Origin of the sequence: Comamonas sp. CMM03 (genome assembly GCF_019218715.1) — a bacterium.
In the GTDB taxonomy this organism is placed as follows: domain Bacteria; phylum Pseudomonadota; class Gammaproteobacteria; order Burkholderiales; family Burkholderiaceae_C; genus Comamonas; species Comamonas terrigena.
In genome coordinates this window covers 1,283,903-1,302,587 of record NZ_JAHUXB010000001.1, presented here as the reverse complement: position 1 = coordinate 1,302,587, position 18,685 = coordinate 1,283,903, and the positions used below count along the sequence as shown (strand labels likewise).

Below are 18,685 nucleotides of genomic sequence, written 5' to 3'. Positions count from 1 at the left end.
AAACGTTTGCCGCAGAGTGTTGCGGCAAATCGTGGTGCTGCACGCACCGGCGGCTTGTTTCTTATCTGTGCTGGGTGGTGGAGGTCAGGCGTCAGGCGCTGGTGCGCTCGAATTCACGCATGTAGTCGACCAGTGCCTGCACGCCCGCCAGCGGCATGGCGTTGTAGATGCTGGCGCGCATGCCGCCCACGGACTTGTGGCCCTTGAGCTGGAGCAGGCCGCGTGCCTTGGCGCCGGCCAGGAAGGCGTCGTTGCGGCTTTCGTCACGCAGCAGGAACGGCACATTCATGCGCGAGCGGTAGGCCTTGTCGACCTTGTTCACGTACAGCTGCGAGGCATCGATGTAACCGTACAGCAACTCGGCCTTGGCGATGTTGCGCGCCTCCATGGCGGCCACGCCGGTCAGGCTGCCTTCGGTCTGGCGCTGGAGCCATTGGAAGGTGAGACCTGCCATATAGATGCCCCAAGTGGGCGGCGTGTTGAACATGCTTTGGTTGTCCGCCACGGTCTTGTAGTCGAACGCCGTGGGGCAGACCGGCAGGGCGCGGCCCAGCAGGTCTTCGCGCACGATGACGATGGTCAGGCCGGCCGGGCCGATGTTCTTTTGCGCGCCGCCAAAAGCCAGGCCCACGCGGCTCCAGTCCACCGGGCGCGAGGCCACGTGCGAGGAGAAGTCGATCACCAGCGGGGCGTTGCAGCCCAGGGCTTTCAGGTCGGGCAGTTGCTGGAACTCCACGCCGTGGATGGTTTCGTTGCTGCACAGGTGCACATAGGCTGCATCGCTGCCCAGCTTCCAGCTGGCGGCGTCCGGCACGCTGGTGAAGTTGCTGGCTTCGCCGCTGGCGGCCAGGCGGTTGCTGGCGTACTTGCCGGCTTCCTTGAAAGACTTCTGGCTCCAGCTGCCGGTGACCACGAAGTCCACCGCACCGCCTTGCGACAGGTTCAGCGGAACGATGGCGTTTTCGGCCAGGCCGCCGCCTTGCATGAACAGGATTTTGAAGTTGGCGGGCACGGCCAGCAGACTGCGCAGGTCGGCTTCTGCCGCTTCGTAGATGCTGATGAATTCCTTGCCGCGGTGGCTCATTTCCATCACGCCCATGCCGGAGCCTTGCCAGTCCAGCATCTCGGCAGCGGCTTGCTGCAGGACTTCTTCGGGGATGGCGGCGGGGCCGGCGGAAAAGTTGTAAGGGCGCGTCATGGTCGGCTATCAAATCGGGCTGCAGCGCCACGGTAGTCGGCGCAGTCAGCTATCAAAAATGCAATGTTAGGCGAAAAAACACCCCACAGCTTGCGCAGTGGGGTGTGGGGCTTATTCCGCCGAGGGGGCCTCGGGGGTGTCATCGCCTTCGGTGGCTTCCCCGGGGGTGGCTTCCGGGTCGCCTTCGGCGTCGCTGTTGGCGTCGTTTTCGGCAATCCGCTGCAGGCCGCTGAGCTTGGCGCCTTCGTCCAGTGCAATCAGTGTGACGCCCTGGGTGGCGCGGCCCATTTCGCGGATCTCCGCCACCCGGGTGCGCACCAGCACGCCGGTGTCGGTGATCAGCATGATCTCGTCTTCGGTGCCGACCAGGGTGGCGGCCACGACCTTGCCGTTGCGTTCGGACTGCTGGATGGCAATCATGCCCTTGGTGCCGCGGCCGTGGCGGGTGTACTCACCGATGTGGGTGCGCTTGCCGTAGCCGTTTTCGGTGGCGGTCAGCACGCTTTGCGAGCCTTCGGCCACGTTGCCGGTGCCGTCGTCGGCTTCGGCCACCAGCATGGCGATCACGTTTTGCGTGTCGTCGATGTTCATGCCGCGCACGCCACGGGCATTGCGGCCCATGGGGCGGACATCGTTTTCGTCAAAGCGCACCGCCTTGCCGCCGTCAGAGAACAGCATCACGTCGTGCTTGCCATCGGTGAGTGCGGCGCCAATCAGGAAGTCGCCTTCGTCCAGGCCCACGGCAATGATGCCGGCCTTGCGCGGGTTGCTGAACTCTGTCAGCGGCGTCTTCTTGACGGTGCCCATGCTGGTGGCCATGAAGACGTAGTGGTCTTCGGGGAAGCTGCGGTTGTCGCCGGTGAGCGGCAGCACCACGTTGATCTTCTCGCCTTCCTGCAGCGGGAACATGTTGACGATGGGGCGTCCGCGCGAGCCGCGCGAGCCTGCAGGCACTTCCCAGACCTTGAGCCAGTACAGGCGGCCACGGTTGGAGAAGCACAGCAGGTAGTCGTGCGTGTTGGCGATGAAGAGCTGGTCGATCCAGTCGTCTTCCTTGGTAGAGGTGGCCTGCTTGCCGCGGCCGCCGCGCTTTTGCGAGCGGTATTCGGACAGCGGCTGGCTCTTGATGTAGCCGGTGTGCGAGAGCGTCACCACCATGTCGGTGGGGGTGATCAGGTCTTCGGTGGACAGGTCTTGCGCGCTGTACTCGATGGTGGAGCGGCGCATGCCCTTCTTGGATTGGCCGAATTCGGTCTTCAGCGTGGTCAGTTCGTCACCGATGATGGTGGACACGCGGGCGGGCTTGGCCAGGATGTCCAGCAGGTCTTCGATGGCGGCCATGATCTCGCGGTATTCGGCGACGATCTTGTCCTGCTCCAGGCCGGTGAGGCGCTGCAGGCGCATTTGCAGGATTTCCTGCGCTTGCGTGTCGGACAGGCGGTACAGACCGTCCTGGCCCAGGCCGAATTCGCGTTCCAGCGATTCCGGGCGGTAGTCGTCGGCATTGACCACCCCGCCGTCTTCGCGGGTGCGGGTGAGCATTTCGCGCACCAGCTTGCTGTCCCAGCTCTTGGCCATCAGCTCGGCTTTGGCCACCGGTGGGGTGGGGGCGTTGCGGATGATGGCAATGAAGTCATCGATATTGGCCAGCGCGACGGCCAGGCCTTCCAGCACGTGGCCCCGGTCGCGCGCCTTGCGCAGCTCGAACACGGTGCGTCGGGTCACCACTTCGCGGCGGTGCTGCAGGAAGACCTGTACCAGATCCTTCAGATTGCACAGCTTGGGCTGGCCGTCGACCAGCGCGACCATATTGACGCCGAAGGTGTCCTGCAGCTGGGTCTGCTTGTACAGATTGTTCAGCACCACTTCGGGCACTTCGCCGCGCTTGAGTTCGATCACCAGGCGCATGCCGGATTTGTCCGACTCGTCCTGGATGTGGCTGATGCCTTCGATCTTCTTTTCGTGCACCAGTTCGGCCATGCGCTCTTGCAGGGTCTTCTTGTTCACCTGGTAGGGGAGCTCATCCACGATGATGGACTGGCGCTGGCCCCGGTCGATGTCTTCAAAGTGCACCTTGGCGCGCATCACCACACGGCCGCGGCCGGTGCGGTAGGCTTCCTTGACACCATTGATGCCGTAGATGATGCCGGCGGTGGGGAAGTCGGGCGCGGGCACGATTTCCATCAGGTCGTCCACGCTGGCTTCCGGATTGCGCAGCAGGTGCAGGCAGGCGTCCACCACCTCGTTGAGGTTGTGCGGCGGAATATTGGTAGCCATGCCCACGGCAATACCGGCCGAGCCGTTCACCAGCAGATTGGGCAGGCGGGCGGGCAGGGTCAGCGGCTCGCTTTCGGAGCCGTCGTAGTTGGGGCCGAAATCAACAGTTTCCTTGTCGATGTCGCCCAGCATTTCGTGTGCGATCTTGGAGAGGCGGATTTCCGTGTAGCGCATGGCAGCGGCGCTGTCGCCGTCCACCGATCCGAAGTTGCCCTGGCCATCGACCAGCATGTGGCGCAGGGAAAAATCCTGGGCCATACGCACGATGGTGTCGTACACGGCGCTGTCGCCGTGGGGGTGATATTTACCAATCACGTCCCCGACGATACGCGCCGATTTTTTGTAGGGGCGGTTCCAGTCGTTATTGAGCTCGTGCATGGCATAGAGCACACGACGATGCACGGGCTTCAGGCCATCGCGCGCATCAGGGAGTGCGCGGCCCACGATCACGCTCATTGCGTAATCGAGGTAACTGCGGCGCATCTCTTCTTCTAGGCTGATGGGAAGTGTTTCTTTGGCAAACTGGGTCATGTACTCTTATACGGTGACGGCGAGGAGCGGTCATTTTAGGGTGAATGGCGTGTTGCTGCCAGGCAACACATGTCCGGTATTAGGCTTTTGTCCTACTGTTGGTGCCCAAGGGCCTTGGCTTTTGCTCTGTTACGTATGGCACAATCAAAACCAGCGTTCTTGGTGATGGTCACTAATGACGTCCTCAATTCCGTGGTCCGGCCACGGCTCAATCCCCAAGAGGAGAACCATGAAGAAACTGAACAAAGTAGCGATGCTGTTCGCAACCGCCGCCCTGGCAACTGCCGCTGGCGCTCAAGTCAAGGCAGCTAACGGTGGCAATGTCATCGACAACTGGCAGAACGGCACGGGCGAACACGTCTGGAAGAACGGCACGAACGAACTGTGCTGGCGCGATGCCAACTGGACGCCTGCTACTGCTGCTGTGGGTTGCGACGGTGCTCTGCAACCCGCTCCTGCTGTGGCTCCTGCTCCCGCTGCTGTTGCTCCCGCTCCCGCTCCCGCTCCCGCCGTGGCTTCGAAGGTGACCTTCGCTGCTGACGCTTTCTTTGACTTCGATAAGGCTGTTCTGAAGCCCGAAGGCAAGGCCAAGCTGGATGACGTGGCCTCCAAGGTCAAGGACATCAACCTGGAAGTCGTGATTGCTGTGGGTCACACCGACTCCATCGGCTCTGACGCTTACAACCAGAAGCTGTCGGTGCGTCGCGCTGAAGCCGTGAAGGCTTACCTGGTGTCCAAGGGCATCGCCAAGGACCGCGTGTACACCGAAGGCAAGGGCGAAAAGCAACCTGTGGCCGACAACAAGACCAAGGAAGGCCGCGCCAAGAACCGTCGCGTGGAAATCGAAGTGGTCGGTACCCGCGCCGCTCAGTAATCTTCGGATTGCCTCTAAAAAGCCCCGGCAACGGGGCTTTTTTTATTCCTGCTGATATGCCCGTGGATGGGTGACAATCTTTCACTATGAGCCAAAGTACCAATGTGGATCCAGCCGAGCTGGAGAAATTTGCCAGCCTGGCCCACCACTGGTGGGATACAGAGAGTGAATTCAAGCCTTTGCACCAGATCAATCCGCTGCGCCTGGCGTGGATTGACGGTCTTGCCTCGCTGAAGGGCAAGCAGGTGCTGGATGTAGGCTGTGGTGGTGGCATCCTGGCCGACTCCATGGCGCGCAAGGAGGCGCAGGTGCTGGGGATCGATCTGGCTACCAAGTCACTGCGCGTGGCGCAGTTGCATGCGTTGGAAGCCGGCACCACGGGCGTGCAATACCGCGAGGTGCCGGTGGAGGTGCTGGCGGAAGAGAAGCCGGGCGCCTTTGATGTGGTGACCTGCATGGAGATGCTGGAGCATGTGCCGGATCCGGCCTCGGTGGTGCGGGCTTGCGGTCAGTTGGTCAAGCCGGGTGGCTGGGTGTTTTTCTCCACCATCAACCGCAATCCCAAGGCGTATGCCTTGGCCATTGTGGCGGCGGAGTATGTGCTCAAGATGCTGCCGCAGGGTACCCATGAATTCGACAAGTTCATCCGCCCCAGCGAGCTGGCGCAATTTGCCATGGATGCGGGCTTGGTCGTTGATTCGGCCAAGGGGATGGAGCACAACCCTTTGACGGGGCGTTACTGGTTGAGTGGCGACACCAGCGTGAACTACCTGCTGGCGACACGCCGGCCCGTCCTGTGATGGCGGCGCCCTGGAATGGCGTGCGCGCCGTGCTGTTTGACCTGGACGGCACGTTGCTGGACAGTGCCCCGGATCTGGCCGCTGCAGCGAATGTATTGCGTCGCGATGCGGGCCTGGATGATTTGCCGCTGTCGCATTACCGGCCTTTTGTGGGCACGGGCGCACGCGGAATGCTGCGCATTGCGCTGGGTCTGCAGCCGGATATGCCAGAGTTCGAGCTGCGCCGCGAAGAGTTCTTTCAAGCCTATGAGGGTTTGCTGATGCAGCATTCGGGCCTGTTTGCCGGAGTGCCGCAGCTGGTGCAGGGGTTGGAGCAGCAAGGCCGTCCCTGGGGCATCGTGACCAACAAGTCCGAGCGCTTTACGCTGCCGATCGCCCGCCAGGAGGCGACGCTGGGTCGGGCGGCAGTGGTGGTCTGTGGTGATACCACCCCACATGCCAAGCCGCATCCGGCACCTTTGCTGCATGCATGTGAGCGTCTGGGCATCTTGCCGGAGCACGCCATTTACGTGGGGGACGATGAGCGGGACATGCAGGCGGCGCGTGCCGCAGGGATGCGCGGTGTGGCTGCGGATTACGGCTATCTGGGCGGCGTGGACAGTACAGCCGGCTGGAATCCGGATGCTGCAATTAAAAATCCCCTGGAGCTCTTGAAGTTGCTGGGTATGGACTAAGATACGGTCTATGGGGCTGTCCTGGTTTCGACGTGGGTTCGGGATCAGCGCGGTGCATGCCGAGCTTGAGTGACGCTCGTAAATCTCCATTCAAAAAACTAACTGCAAACGACGAACGTTTCGCACTCGCCGCTTAATCCGGTGAGCCTTGCAACAGCACGTTGATGGGCTGGGCAAGGGGGTAGAAATACCTCCAGGCTGCAAGGGAATTTACATCAGCTGGTTCTGCGCCGGGTACCTTGGTGTGGAACAAGAAAATAGGGTACTGGCCTTGTTTGCAGCGTGCGCCTGCGCGGCAAACCGGGTGAGATTCAAAACAGAACGCTAAGCATGTAGATCTGTCTGACGAAGGCTTGCGGACGCGGGTTCAATTCCCGCCAGCTCCACCATTCACAGCAACGCCACACAATGAAACCCATTGTGTGGCGTTATCTTTTTCAGCCCTGAATTGCCTCAGATTGCGCTGAAATTCACACCGATTTCACACCGATTTCACACCGATCCTGGAAGTGTTTTTGGTCGCTGGTAATCCTCGCGGATGAATTTGCCGTAGGTGCGGAAAACCATCTCCACATCCTCATGGCCCAGCTGCTGGGCCACGTACCAGGGGTTGGCGCCGGCCGTTAGCTGGGTAGAGGCGTAGGTGTGGCGGATCTGATACGGGTTGCGGTAGGGGATGCCGGCCCTGGCCATAAGTGGCAGCCATGCGGTTTTGCGCACCTGGGCATCCGTGGTCCAGGGGGCCAGCGTCACGGTGTTGAGCCACACACGCTTGCCGCGGTCGCCGCTGATGGCTAACTGATCGCGCAGGGCCTGCATGGCTTCGTCGTTCAAGTCCACCTCCCGCTTGCCTGCTGCGGTCTTTGGGCCCTTGATGACGCCCGCCACCTGGTTCTGGACGATGCGCGCGACACGCCGCTCCCAGTCAATGTGCTCCCATTCCAGGGCCTGCAGCTCACCGGGGCGCAGGCCCGTGTTGAACCAGAACAGGAAAGTTGGGCGCTCATCGGTGCGGCACGCATCCAGGATGGTCATGCGTTCGGCCTGGGTGAACGGCTGCACTACGTAATCGCTGGCCTTTGCGGTTTGGCGGATCAGCTTCACAAGGGCGATACGTTCAAAAGGGTTGAACTCGATGATCTCGTCGTTCAGTGCGTCCTCCAGCACCGAACGGAAGGGCACCAATAAGTTGCGGATCGCTTTGGTGGTGAGATCCATCTCGCTGATCCAGTCGCGCAGCAGCGAAGGTGTCACCTCGGCCGGGTGCATTCCATCCCATCGCTGCATGCGCTTGCTCAGGATGCTCTTGCGGTAGCCCTGGTAGGTGGACTTGGACATGTGGCCGTTCTCCACCTGGCGCTTGTAAATAGAGAGCTGGCGGTCCAGCAGCTTCTCCATCGTCAGCTCTCTGTCCTGCTCGGTGCGGGCCCGGCTGCTGTCCGGAAAGTAGGCTGCGTATTCGAACGTTCCATCGTCGATCTTGCGGCGGATCTCTGCACGCAGGTTTGCCGCATAGAGGATGCTGCCTTTGTTGATTGGCCCGGGCGGCAGCAGCTCACGGCACTGCTTGCCTTGCCAGGTGAATGCAATCTGTAGCCGCGATCCGCCCACCAGTTCGCGGATCATCACGCCTGCAGGGGTTACGAGAGTTGGTTTCTTATCCACTGGTCTGCTTCCTTCACATTGACATACAGGCGGCGCAGCACAACTGCGCAGTGCTGCCCGTCGCGCCAGATACCTGCGCGGCGGCGGTTATGGATTGCCATGGGCGTCACGCCCGTGAGCTGCTCGTATTTCTCGGCCAGAACCCACTCGGGATCTGCACCATTGCTGTTTGGTGTCGTGCTCATGGCTTCCTCAGTTCGGCGCCCTTGTGGCGCGATTGGTTGTGGGTGTGTCGATCCCATCACGCAACTCCCTGTGTTGAGATGGCCGCAATGGCTGCCGGTCGCATGGATGGCGCGGCGTCTACCAGTTCACCCAGCCACTCCTGCAGCACGTCTTCCTGCTGGTGGTGCTGCATGATTTGCAGGCCCAGGCGCTGGGCGATCAGGTATTCCAGGCTGGCGCCCTTGGACTGCTGCCAGCCGGGCAGCAGGTAGATGGCGTGGCAGGTCATCAGCTGGCTGACGCCCATGCGCATGTATGCGGTCCAGTGGCAGCTGGCGTCTACGTGTGGGTCGGGGTTTTCGGCTGGGTTTTCCACGTGCCATCCCTTGGCGCGCAGGCGGGCGGCGGCTTCGTGGAAGGCGGTGTAGTTCATATCCGGCAGACCAGACATGGGGCCGGCCACATAGATGCGCTGGTGCGGGCTTTCGTGCATCAGCCACATTTGCAGCGTGCTGATGCAGTGGAATTCGCCGCGGCGGACGAAGAAGCCGCCCAGGCGCTGGCATTCGTCCACGATCACGCGATGGGCCATGCGCCAGCCGGTGAAGAAGCTCAAGAACAGCATTGCGGGCATTAGTGCTGCGCGAAAAATCAGAATGAACATGGGTGTCGCTCCTGTGGTGTGGTCAGACCGTCAGCGGTTCGATGCGCTCCACGCGCAGCACGCCTTTGCCGCTGGCCAGGTGGGCCTGGGCTTCGGCATGGGTGGCGTTGGCTGCCTTGACGCGGATGGTGGGCAGCAGGCCGTCCTCAGCCAGGCCTTCCAGTGCTGCGGCGTCGGCGTTGGCTGGGATCAGGATGGCGCGGTAGCTTTTCAGCTCTTGGACGTTGTGTGCGGATTGCATGTGTGTTCCTTTGTTGCTATTGATTTGGTAGCGTCAGGCAGCGCCTGCCGCTTTGAAGGGCAGCACCTGGCCGCCGGTTTCCAGATCCAGCCGGGCCTGGGCGCCTTCCGCGGCGTTCTTGGCCAGGGTCAGGCGGCGGCGGGCGGCGGCAAACGTCTTGCGCAAGTCGGTGCTCACGGAGTTGACGTACTTGAAGCCAGCGCTCTGGTGCGTGGCGTTTTTGCTGGGCTCAGTGCGTTTTGCGGGCATGGGTGGGGCCTCCTGTGGGTGTCAGGTCAGAAAAACGGGGTGGGGGTGGTGCCGAGTGCGCGCCATTCGGCGTCGGATCGGGTGGGGGAACCGGGTGTCCAGTCCTCTTTTTCGTGTCGGCCGCGTCCAAAAAGCTGCCGGTGGAGGGTGTTCGTCAGCCGGGCCGTACAGTTATTGAAACGAGTCCAAGCGGGCGCCAGCGGCGCCCGGTCTGTGCCCTGCGCGGGTTCGGGGGCGGCCATGTCCAGCTGGGGCGCACCAGCGGCTGCAGGGGCTGCGCCCAGGGCTTCCTGCACAGCCGGGCGCCACGCCATGCGGCGGCTCACCAGCCAGCGGCCATGGCGGGTTTCAAGTCCCACCACGCGGCCCTGGCCTTCCTTGATTTCTTCGCCGTAGGCGTTGGTGGTGCCTGCCGGCACCGGGCGGCGGGCCAGGCCCATGTGCCACTGGCCACGCTTGCGGCAGTGCCCGCCCATGGATTCCATATACCGGCACCAGTCGGCGCGGATCACGCCGCCGCCTTCCACGGTGCCGGGTTCCTTGCCCCAGCGATGGCAGGCCAGCCAGGCGCGCCATGCGGTCGTATCGCCGTCACGGCCCACGCGCAGGTCTTCGATCTGGTCTTTGCTCACGCGGCGCAGTTCGCGCCAGACGGACACGCTGGGCATACCGATGGCCTGAAACTGGCGGATGCCCCATGTGGCGGCCCAGGCGTCCACCCGGCGGTGGCCGGGCATGTCGCAGGTTTCCACGTCGAACAGCTCACCCTGCACCACATCCAGGTGGTCGGCCAGGGCCGCGTGGCCCACGCTCTTGGCGATGTACTTAGCCACATAGCCCGCCGCACCGCCGCCGGTCATGCGCTTGATGTTGATGCGGTTGGTGCCGGCGCCCGGTTCGTCGCCGTCATCGCTCAGCCAGTAGCGGTGCAGGGCGGCCACGGTCTTTTGCAGCTGCACTTCATCCTCCACCCACACCATGGCGTGCCAGTGGGGCGTGGCGTCGTGGTGGGGTTCTGCCACGCGGATGCCGTAGAGGTGCACATCCCGGCGGCCCAGGTGGGAGCGTAGCTTGGCCCACATGCCGCACAGCCAATCCTGCGCATCGCGCGGGGTGCTGCGGCCGTCGTAGCGCTTGTTGGGCAGGGGCTGGCCATGGCGGCCCAGCTTCACCGGGTGAAAGCGGCTGGGGGTGGTCAGCGTCAGAAACAGGCCAATGTGCTGGCGGCGGTCGGCGTATTCCTCAGCGCCGCGGATGCGCGTCATCAGCTCACCGCCACGGATCACCGGGTTGGAGTTGGACAGGGCGGCCAGCTCACCCAGGTTGAACACCTGGCCTGCCTCGTTCCGGTACAGCGTGCGCTTGAGGGTGGCCGCATTGCGGGTTACCTGCTCGGTGCGGCGCTGCAGCCCCTTGTTGCTGACATAGCCGCCGTCGCGGCGGTTGACCAGCCCCAGGCGAATGGCCCCGGCTTCCACCACGCGGGCCACATGGCGGCGCAGTACACGGCGCCACCACGCAGCATCCAGCGTGCGCTTGATGCCGGCCTCACCGGCCAGGGGGCCGTGCTCACGCACACCCACGGCGCGGATCAGCATGTAGATGCTGTCCACACGTTCCTGCAGGTTCAGGCCTTCGCGCAGGGCGCAGGCGTCCAGCGTGCCCACTTCATAGGCCAAGGTCTTGGCCATGGTGCAGATCTGGCCGTCATTCAAGTCCCAGCGGCTGGCCTGACCAAAGTCCGCATCAAAGCGCTCCACGGCCTGCAGTGCGTCGTGGGCGTTCAGCCATTCGGGGCCGTCGTTGTCCATCTGGCCCAGGCCCGCCTTGTCCAACGCGGTGCGCCACTGGGGTGGCACCACCTTGCGCAGCACCTGCAGCGCACGGGTAACGTGCCAAGCCTGGGGCTTGTTGCGCTTCCAGGCGTCCAGGCTGTGGGTAGGGAGCTTGCGGGCCATGCTTACCGTCCTGCCAGGCTGGTGACTTTGGCCATGGCCGCGCGCATGGCGCGTACCTGGCCCTTGATGGCATTGCGCTCAGGCGGCGGTACTTCGCGCCAGTGGCGGTCTGCCAGGGCTGAAAGTCCGTCAAAGTCATCACCCACGCCGGCCAGGATCAGCAGGCAAACGCGCACGCCCAGGTCCATGGCGGCCCATTCGCGGGCCTCCACGTCGTCCCAACGGCCGCGGCTGGCGCGGCTGAGGGCTTCGTTCTGCAGCACACGCAGGCGGGCGCGGCAGTCTGCGGGCGACAGGCCGCGCAGGTGCTCGGCCACAGGCTCTGCAGGCATCAGGGCCGGCGCCAAGCTGGGGGCGTGCGGCGCTTCGCCACGCTGCACGCGCAGCATCAGGTCGGTGAATTGGCCCAGGGTGACTTCGGACAGGTTCACGCCGCACCCCCAACGCGCACAGCGGCCACATACCAGCCAAGGCCGTAGATGCTTTCCACGCTGGCCAGGGCCTGCACGCGGTTGGCGGCCAGCACCTGCATGCGGCGGCGCTGGTGATTGTGGTCAATGTGAGTGATGCGCCAGCTCATGCTGCACCGCCTTGCTTGGCGTTTGCGTGCTCGGCCTCACTGGCTTCACACATCAAACGCGCTGCCAGCTCAAACGCTTCACCCGGGGTCAGTTCAATCCAGAACATGGCGCTACGCCGATTCACCCCGGAGTAGCAGAGGTCGATAAACCAAGGCTTCACACCATGGCGCGTGCGGCCAACTTTCATTTCTTCGCAGCGGTTGCCGGTCTGGCTGCTTGGCAGCTCAGCAATTTGCAGGGCTTGCGTCATCGCTATGTGCTCCAGTTTTTGGGCGTAAGAAACCCCGCAGCGCCTGGAAACAGGCTCTGTCGGACGGGGTGGCAAAGGGGGAAGGGGGAGGGCGCTTTAGGCGCTGGTGGTGTCAGTCAGGGGGCGGCCCTCCGACTGGGAACAGGTCGCCTGTCACTGGGCGGGTGAACTGCGTGGCGTGCTCTGCGCTTGCTGCGTGGTCCAGGGTGGCGCGCAGCATGTCGCGGCGGACGTGGCTGGACAGGGGCAGGTTCACGCTGGGGTCTGGCGTGGCGCTGGGGCTGAGGGTGCGCACCACTTCGGTCAGCGCCACAAAGGTGTGGCCGCATTCGGGGTTGGTGCAGGCATAGGTGGATTCGCGGGTCAGCACGGTCATCTGCGCGCTGGTGCGGATGAAGCTGGGTTCCTTGCAGTGCGGGCACTGCAGGCGCATGGCTTCCTTGTGGCCGGCGCGGGCACGGGCGCCAACGGCAGCAGATCGCAACGCACTGTTACAGCCCTGCAAGGCTTTGCCCACAGTTTGCGTAGGTGGCTTTACCTGGGCTACGGGCTTGCCGCCGACGTAGACCGTGCGGGTGACGGCACCAGAATGAATGCCAGAGGGAGAGATAGCTTTCATGACTGCGGCCTCCATCACACCCGTGCAGCCTGGGCGGACTGCACGGTCCAGGCCAGCACATCGGCCGCCAGGCGTTCCATCACATGCTCGGGCAGTTGAAGCACACCGGTGCGGCGGTGCAGCTGTTCGCCCATGCGGTACAACAGGCGCGCATAGGCGGATGTGGAGAGGTCCAGGCCATCCGCCACTTCATGGGCGCGCTGGGTATCTGCCTTGGGCAAACGCAGCGGGATGGGCCTGTCGTGCTGGAGCAGGTCCAGCGAGCCGGTGCGGCGGCGCGAACGACGCGCAGGACTAGCGGTGGCAGTCATGTACTATTGGGATTGAATTGTTACAACGTAAGCGGATCATTGCTCACAATTGTGAGCGTGTCAATAGATGACGGATAACTTTAGTAATCCATATGGCGAACGGATCAAGTCCGAGCGCCTTCGCCTCGATATCCAGCAGCTGGCCTTTGCAGAGGCATGCGGGGTTTCGCGTGGCGGTCTACTGAAGTGGGAGAAGGGCGAGGCATCACCTAATGCAGCCGCACTTGCGGCGATGTCCGCCTTGGGCGTAGATGTGCTTTACGTTGTGACAGGTCAACGTGCTGGCGATGTTGAAACCACGCTGGCGCCTGCGGAGCGAGAACTGCTGCAGGCGTGGCGCCAGAGTTCAGAGCAGGGGCGTGCCCTGCTATCGGCAGCGGTCGATGTTTTGAAGCCCGTGTAAGTCACGGGTGACTGCAGCGCCCACGGCACAAAGAGGCCGGGGCGGGAGAGGGGAACTATGGCGTTCAAGCCATGCAAGGTATGCACGACAGAGGCAGCGCCTTTGTCACGGATTGCCCGTACTGCCGACCCGTGCACCAGCGATGCGCAGTAAGTCGCTGCTGACCGCTTTTCTGCTGGTCTTTCTGGTAGGCGCGATGGGTCATGCCCATGCCCGCAACTACCCCTGTTCTGGCAAGAAGGGCGGTGTTTCGCACTGCGCGGGCGACACCTTTGTGTGCAATGACGGATCTGTCAGCGGCAGCAAGCGCAGCTGCAGCGCGGAAATGGGCGGCGGCACCAGCCCGCGCCAACTGCTTACCCAACCCCAACGCAACAGCGCCACACCAGGAGACTGCAGCTGCCGCAGCGGCAACGTCTGCACCGGCCCGCGCGGCGGGCGCTATTGCATGACGGATGCGGGGAACAAGAGCTATCTGAAACGGTGATTTACCAGGCCATGGCACTGGTATGCCGTGGCGCACATTGAAGAGAGGGAAAGAAGCATGTCGCAACGTCTACTGGCCTGTCTTGTTTTGGCCATTGCAGCCACCGGCTGTTCCAAAAGCAACCCCGACGCTGCCAGCGCCACGCCGCTCAGCGAAGCGCCTCGCACGGTTGCCCAGTTGGATGAAGCCGGTTTGATAGCTGCTGTGGGCAGCCCAGCTGTGTATGAATACCCGCTGGAGGATGGGCGTGGCCTGAACTTCCGCGCCAAGGACTGCACGCCCCAGGATTGCCAGCCACCGTTCAAGCTGGAGTTTCGCAAGGGCCGCATCAACCTTTCATGGGAGCAGATCAGCGGCGATGCCAAGCTGGAAGCCCTGAATGCACAGAACGTGCAGTGGGCCGACCAAGTGCTGACCTATGCGCTGGGCAAAGAGGCCACCGCCAAGATCAAGGCCAGCATTGCAGCCGACACGCCACTGCGCGGTGAGGTGCTGCAGGGGCATAAGGTGAATGTGATGCCGGGTGGTGGGAAGCAGGTGCTGGTGACGATTACGCTTTGATGGCGGAGAGAGGTTGCAGAGTCTGCGGGCTGCATTCGGCCGTGACTATTCTGTTCATCTTTGGTCTTTGACGGCTCACTACAAGCTTTAATCTTGAAATTTTCCAGTTGCCCAAAAGCTTTGCTTATGATTAATCACCTTCATCATCTTGAATAGATTATCTCTTGGGTGAACTACAAGCATTTTCACCTATCGTATAAATGTAGTCAGGTTTGTGGAGGCAATATTGAAGCGTCTTGAAACGGTCCAATCTCATCGATTTTTACCTCTGGTGCTGGATCTCGAAGGACTCCGAGAGATTCTCACAGCCCTTGAGCCAGCGGAAGAGGTGAAACTTGTCGCCGATGGCATGGAGTACGATAGCGTCGATGAGCTTGCAAGCCATTTGCTTGGCAAGAGCCCGCGGGAGTTAACGGTGACCGCTCGTCGCCCGTATCTCACTGTCGAGCTATCACCCACAGCGACTCGCCTTTTCGCTGGCAGTAATGACCTAGCGTCATACGGTATGTTTGCGCGTGTCGCTGCTGTCCTTTCCTCCGCAGAGAGATCCCCTAGGTCGCTGTACAAAGATTTTCATGTCCTGTTGGTCTTTGTTGGTTTGCAAGCCCTATCTTACGTTCCTATATTTAAGACCTTTCAGTTGGGCTTATTCTGCGTCATGGGGCTGGTAATTAGTTGGTACTTTTGGATTTGCTTTATTCAGTTGCGTAGGCACGGATTACTACTCACTCATGAATCTAAAGATGGCAGAAGCTTCTACCAGCGCAATGCAGATAACATTCGTCTCGCGGTTGTATCCGCAATCCTTGGGGCGGTGCTAGGCGCTGCAGCCACAAAGCTTGCAGATCGACTCATGCCCACCGTTCAACCTGAAGCTGCACCGCATGCTTCCACTACATTGCAGCCTAAGGCCTAACAATTTGCTCACACCGTCGCCACTGTGAGAAGATGCTTGACTCTAGCGTTAATTAAACGGCCTTTACTACCAATTCTCTGGCCTTCTTAGCCAACTCCACAAGTTGATATGCATCTCCATTTCTGAGATGGTCTATTAAAGCGATTTTTCTCTTAAACCCGTTTAATGATGCGCCCATAACAACCCCAGAGTTGTTATCGGAGTTCAGCCAAAATCGGTCGTGAAATTCCGATGTTTTGATATCTTCAATTTCAATTTCAGAAGAGACGCGTTTTATCGCTTCATGCATTGCCGCAACGCCTTCGGGAGAACGTTTTTTAGGATCTGCAAAAAAGGTCACACGTTCTAGGTCGCGAGACAACTCTCGAATCATTTTCTCGAATAGATTTACTAGTTCTGGATCACCTTGGTGGTGATAGATATAGGCATCAGTGATGAATAAATTTTTGACACCATTCAACTTACGGACAAATCTCAGAACTAGGTCTTCAACCTCATCAATAGTAATGCCCGGATGGCTTACCGAGTCACACGTTATATGTGTCCAGAACATGCTGGAAACTCCATTCTCAGCAATGTGCTCTTTCACTAAGTCACCTACTGCGTACACATTTCCCTTAGAAACGATGTAGTTTTGGCTTATCTCAGGCGTACTTCGAATTAAATCAAAGAAACTAGATTCCGTTTTCGCTTGGGGAAGTCGTGAGACAAAGACTACTTGTGTTTTCATCTAAAAAACCTTTTTAAAGACTTTAAAATTAAAAATTGATAAGCATAGATTATCAATAATCAAATACTGCTATAGGTCCATTGCTGCCGGCGGATCAATCAAATTTATCGGTCTCTTCAAGCCGGGAGACAGGCTTGGACACAACAGCCACCTTACCGCGCCACTGGCACCTGATCCAGCTGGGTGGTGCACATGCCTGTGCGGCGCTCTTGCCGCATGCCCCAGGCGCCCACTTGCACCGCACTGCCCACCGCCACGGCGCCTTTGCCCCAACGCTGGTTGATGCGGTCCATGGCTTCCATCAGCGCGCTGTGGTTGCGGCACTTGGCGGAGGTTTCTTCAGGCAAAGGGAAAAGGTTGCTTACTGCCAAAAGCAGACAATCTTCGATGAAAGGTGAAGCCCGACGCGGATCATCCGAGCGGGCTTGCTTACGCTTTCTGCCAGTTGCACGGTCAAGCTCAGTCAGAGGCGAAACCTCTTATGGCTAAAACCATGATTTGTTGTGCGTATGTTCATGACAAATCACGACTTGGCTTCTACTGGAAGCCTAAACGGAGCCCCCAGTCGGTTGAACGCGTTCATTGCGGCGATCGTAATCGTGAGGTCAACCAGGTCTTTGGGCGCGAAATGTGCCGAGGCTGCGGCATATGCCTCATCTGATGCATGTGTTTCGCTGACATTCGTCACTTCCTCGGCCCAGGCCAGCGCAGCGCGTTCCTCTTCAGAGAATAGATGGTGCACTTCGTCCCATACGGGAAGCAAGGCAATCTTTTCGATTGACATGGTTTTTCTCAGATCGCGGCTGTGCTTGTCGATGCAATGGGCACAGCCGTTGATCTGCGAAACGCGTAGAAATACGAGGTGCACGAGCTCCTCTGGAAGGTTCGTCTTACTCGTGATGTAGTGGTGGATGCCAAATAACGCCTTCGCGCCATCAGGTGCAAGTTCTTGCCAATTCAAGCGAGTCATTTCTGTGCTTTCTGTTGTTGAAGGTTTGTCAAATCGCGGCCGGTGCTCGAAGTCACCACAGCCTCGTACCTCACCGCTAAGTTACCCTTGCAGGCAGCGGAAAAACAGGCCCAAAAACTGCTGAAATGACTGACCCAAGATGACTGCCCAAAATACGCCCGAAGTGCTTTCCATCCAGCTGGACGGCTCCTCCGTCGTACATATCGGCGATCAGATTCATGCAAGCCTACGTCAGGCGATCATGGATGGAAGGCTTGGAGCGGGCCAACGTTTACCTTCCGGTCGAGACCTTGCCAGGCAACTTGGCGTCGCTCGAGGCACCATCCGTGTGGCTTACGACCGGCTGATTGCCGAGAACTTGGTCTACGGCGCGGGCTCTGCAGGCACACGTGTATGCGCTCGGCAGTTTACTGACCGAAGTGACGACGAGTCTTCATTCGCCGGGCCTTTGGCTGGATTCACCCGCCCATATTCGAGTGCCCCGCAACCATTCCAAATGGGTGTACCCGCTGACGATGCATTTCCAGCAAAGCTCTGGGCCCGAATGAGGGCGAGGGCCGTCCGTGCCGATGCCAACAGCTACACGACCTACTCTGACCCGCGCGGCGAACCAGCGTTGCGCACGCAGATTGCGAGCCACTTGGCCGTCAGCCGACAAATGCGATGTCATCCGGATCAGATCATCGTCACCAGTGGGTATCGGCAGGGCATGATGGTCGTGCTGACGGCGCTGTGCGCGCACGGGCGCAAGGCGTGGATAGAGGAGCCTGGTTATCCTCTTGGAAGGCGTGCGCTGGAGCTGTTTGGGGTGGCGTTAGAGCCCATACTTGTTGACGCAGAGGGTCTGCGCGTGAGCGACGGCATCGCACGTGCACCCGAGGCTCGACTAGCGTTGGTCACACCTGGTCAACATGCGCCTCTGGGCGTGACCCTATCGCCGGCCCGCAGACACGCACTGCTGAGTTGGGCGACTGAAAGGGAGGCCTGGATCATCGAGGACGACTATCTCGGAGAACTTCAACTCGATGGGCGTGCCGCACAGGCTCTTGCCGCTGGTGAAGGTGCCGAGCGTGTGATTCATGTCGGCTCGTTCAGCAAGACGTTAAGCCCGGCGCTGGGTCTTGGTTTTGTGGTCGCACCTCTCTCTTTAGCTGAGCGATTCGTGGAGGTTTGCGCCGCGTTGTCACCGGCTCCAAATCGAAGCACGCAGTTGACACTTCTGGAGTTTCTGGCGGACGGGCATTTCCTGCGGCACCTACGCCAGATGAAGGACCTATACACCGAGCGGCGCGAGCTTGCGCTGGCGCATGTCAGCGAGTTTCTGCCGGGCTCAATGGCGGCAGGCTTAGGCGTGATTGCACCGCTTCCAGGGCTCACCAACGACAGGTCTTTTGTCGCCCTTGCCAAAGCGCAAGGCTTAGCGCCTTCGGCCCTCTCTGCCTGGTATCTGGACCGCACCCATGCGCAGCACGGTTTGCTGCTGAGCGTGACGAACCTGCACCGCGACAACATTGATGCTGCGTGCACAAAACTTGCGAATATCGTCGCAGCTCATTGAGTA

At 60.7% G+C, this 18,685-nt stretch carries 23 protein-coding genes and 1 other RNA gene; 8 read left to right on the top strand and 16 right to left on the bottom strand.

The genetic code is table 11. The annotated features are described in order from the left end of the window. Positions 1 to 91 precede the first annotated feature (91 nt). Both serC and gyrA read right to left on the bottom strand, forming a co-directional pair. Positions 92 to 1,198, bottom strand: coding sequence for a 3-phosphoserine/phosphohydroxythreonine transaminase (serC, locus tag KW830_RS05995; protein ID WP_066534520.1), 1,107 nt, complete (start codon positions 1,196 to 1,198; stop codon positions 92 to 94). 111 nt (positions 1,199 to 1,309) lie between these two features. Next, the gene (gene gyrA, locus KW830_RS05990; protein WP_218332477.1) at positions 1,310 to 4,006 is read right to left on the bottom strand and encodes a DNA gyrase subunit A; all 2,697 of its coding nucleotides are present in this window, start codon (positions 4,004 to 4,006) and stop codon (positions 1,310 to 1,312) included. 229 nt (positions 4,007 to 4,235) lie between these two features. Here gyrA and ompA point away from each other — a divergent pair, with 229 nt between their 5' ends. The 4 genes from ompA (at position 4,236) to ssrA (ending at position 6,743) form a co-directional block, all read left to right on the top strand. Next, on the top strand, positions 4,236 to 4,880 hold the full coding sequence (gene ompA, locus KW830_RS05985; RefSeq protein ID WP_066534514.1) for an outer membrane protein OmpA: 645 nt from the start codon (positions 4,236 to 4,238) through the stop codon (positions 4,878 to 4,880). 86 nt (positions 4,881 to 4,966) lie between these two features. Then, on the top strand, positions 4,967 to 5,680 hold the full coding sequence (gene ubiG, locus KW830_RS05980; RefSeq protein ID WP_066534512.1) for a bifunctional 2-polyprenyl-6-hydroxyphenol methylase/3-demethylubiquinol 3-O-methyltransferase UbiG: 714 nt from the start codon (positions 4,967 to 4,969) through the stop codon (positions 5,678 to 5,680). Further along, positions 5,680 to 6,354: an HAD-IA family hydrolase gene (locus KW830_RS05975; RefSeq protein WP_218332476.1), complete on the top strand. Its 675-nt coding sequence runs from the start codon at positions 5,680 to 5,682 to the stop codon at positions 6,352 to 6,354. The genes ubiG and KW830_RS05975 overlap by 1 nt, the downstream gene beginning before the upstream one ends. A gap of 12 nt (positions 6,355 to 6,366) precedes the next feature. After that, positions 6,367 to 6,743, top strand: a transfer-messenger RNA (tmRNA) gene (ssrA, locus tag KW830_RS05970). A 103-nt stretch (positions 6,744 to 6,846) separates the two neighbouring features. Here the strand turns inward: ssrA and KW830_RS05965 are convergent. The 11 genes from KW830_RS05965 to KW830_RS05915 all read right to left on the bottom strand — a co-directional run bounded on the left by KW830_RS05965 (position 6,847) and on the right by KW830_RS05915 (position 13,057). Then, the gene (locus KW830_RS05965) at positions 6,847 to 7,980 is read right to left on the bottom strand and encodes a site-specific integrase (protein ID WP_218332475.1); all 1,134 of its coding nucleotides are present in this window, start codon (positions 7,978 to 7,980) and stop codon (positions 6,847 to 6,849) included. Positions 7,981 to 7,994: 14 nt separating this feature from the next. Beyond that, the gene (locus tag KW830_RS05960; protein ID WP_218332474.1) at positions 7,995 to 8,204 is read right to left on the bottom strand and encodes an excisionase; all 210 of its coding nucleotides are present in this window, start codon (positions 8,202 to 8,204) and stop codon (positions 7,995 to 7,997) included. A gap of 56 nt (positions 8,205 to 8,260) precedes the next feature. Next, positions 8,261 to 8,809 (bottom strand): DUF4406 domain-containing protein, encoded by a 549-nt coding sequence (locus tag KW830_RS05955; protein WP_255578106.1) that lies wholly within the window; start codon positions 8,807 to 8,809, stop codon positions 8,261 to 8,263. 61 nt (positions 8,810 to 8,870) lie between these two features. After that, complete coding sequence (locus tag KW830_RS05950) at positions 8,871 to 9,089, bottom strand: hypothetical protein (RefSeq protein ID WP_218332473.1); 219 nt, start codon at positions 9,087 to 9,089, stop codon at positions 8,871 to 8,873. Positions 9,090 to 9,122: 33 nt separating this feature from the next. Next, on the bottom strand, positions 9,123 to 9,338 hold the full coding sequence (locus KW830_RS05945; RefSeq protein WP_218332472.1) for a hypothetical protein: 216 nt from the start codon (positions 9,336 to 9,338) through the stop codon (positions 9,123 to 9,125). 26 nt (positions 9,339 to 9,364) lie between these two features. Beyond that, entirely contained in the window at positions 9,365 to 11,296 is a 1,932-nt protein-coding gene (locus KW830_RS05940) for a replication endonuclease (protein WP_218332471.1), read from the bottom strand. 2 nt (positions 11,297 to 11,298) lie between these two features. After that, a complete protein-coding gene (locus tag KW830_RS05935) occupies positions 11,299 to 11,727 on the bottom strand; it encodes a hypothetical protein (RefSeq protein ID WP_218332470.1) in 429 nt (142 codons plus the stop codon). Continuing rightward, positions 11,724 to 11,876: a hypothetical protein gene (locus tag KW830_RS05930; protein ID WP_218332469.1), complete on the bottom strand. Its 153-nt coding sequence runs from the start codon at positions 11,874 to 11,876 to the stop codon at positions 11,724 to 11,726. Before KW830_RS05930 ends, KW830_RS05935 begins: the two co-directional genes overlap by 4 nt. Beyond that, entirely contained in the window at positions 11,873 to 12,127 is a 255-nt protein-coding gene (locus KW830_RS05925) for a hypothetical protein (RefSeq protein WP_218332468.1), read from the bottom strand. The genes KW830_RS05930 and KW830_RS05925 overlap by 4 nt, the downstream gene beginning before the upstream one ends. Positions 12,128 to 12,239: 112 nt before the next feature. Beyond that, complete coding sequence (locus KW830_RS05920; RefSeq protein WP_098066411.1) at positions 12,240 to 12,560, bottom strand: ogr/Delta-like zinc finger family protein; 321 nt, start codon at positions 12,558 to 12,560, stop codon at positions 12,240 to 12,242. A gap of 200 nt (positions 12,561 to 12,760) precedes the next feature. After that, a complete protein-coding gene (locus KW830_RS05915; RefSeq protein WP_218332467.1) occupies positions 12,761 to 13,057 on the bottom strand; it encodes a hypothetical protein in 297 nt (98 codons plus the stop codon). Positions 13,058 to 13,124: 67 nt separating this feature from the next. Here KW830_RS05915 and KW830_RS05910 point away from each other — a divergent pair, with 67 nt between their 5' ends. The 3 genes from KW830_RS05910 (at position 13,125) to KW830_RS05900 (ending at position 15,424) form a co-directional block, all read left to right on the top strand. Then, positions 13,125 to 13,460, top strand: a complete 336-nt coding sequence (locus KW830_RS05910) for a helix-turn-helix transcriptional regulator (RefSeq protein WP_218332466.1) — start codon at positions 13,125 to 13,127, stop codon at positions 13,458 to 13,460. Positions 13,461 to 14,004: 544 nt separating this feature from the next. Then, positions 14,005 to 14,508, top strand: coding sequence for a hypothetical protein (locus KW830_RS05905; RefSeq protein ID WP_218332465.1), 504 nt, complete (start codon positions 14,005 to 14,007; stop codon positions 14,506 to 14,508). 226 nt (positions 14,509 to 14,734) lie between these two features. Then, positions 14,735 to 15,424: a hypothetical protein gene (locus tag KW830_RS05900; protein ID WP_218332464.1), complete on the top strand. Its 690-nt coding sequence runs from the start codon at positions 14,735 to 14,737 to the stop codon at positions 15,422 to 15,424. A 52-nt stretch (positions 15,425 to 15,476) separates the two neighbouring features. Here KW830_RS05900 and KW830_RS05895 read toward each other — a convergent pair whose 3' ends face one another. The 3 genes from KW830_RS05895 to KW830_RS05885 form a co-directional block, all read right to left on the bottom strand. Next, on the bottom strand, positions 15,477 to 16,154 hold the full coding sequence (locus KW830_RS05895; protein WP_218332463.1) for a hypothetical protein: 678 nt from the start codon (positions 16,152 to 16,154) through the stop codon (positions 15,477 to 15,479). A 152-nt stretch (positions 16,155 to 16,306) separates the two neighbouring features. After that, on the bottom strand, positions 16,307 to 16,501 hold the full coding sequence (locus KW830_RS05890) for a DUF4113 domain-containing protein (RefSeq protein ID WP_218332462.1): 195 nt from the start codon (positions 16,499 to 16,501) through the stop codon (positions 16,307 to 16,309). Between the two features lie 176 nt (positions 16,502 to 16,677). Further along, positions 16,678 to 17,124 (bottom strand): carboxymuconolactone decarboxylase family protein, encoded by a 447-nt coding sequence (locus KW830_RS05885; RefSeq protein ID WP_066533791.1) that lies wholly within the window; start codon positions 17,122 to 17,124, stop codon positions 16,678 to 16,680. Positions 17,125 to 17,263: 139 nt separating this feature from the next. Between KW830_RS05885 and KW830_RS05880 the strand changes: the two genes are divergently transcribed. Then, on the top strand, positions 17,264 to 18,682 hold the full coding sequence (locus KW830_RS05880; protein ID WP_066533790.1) for a PLP-dependent aminotransferase family protein: 1,419 nt from the start codon (positions 17,264 to 17,266) through the stop codon (positions 18,680 to 18,682). Positions 18,683 to 18,685 lie beyond the last annotated feature (3 nt).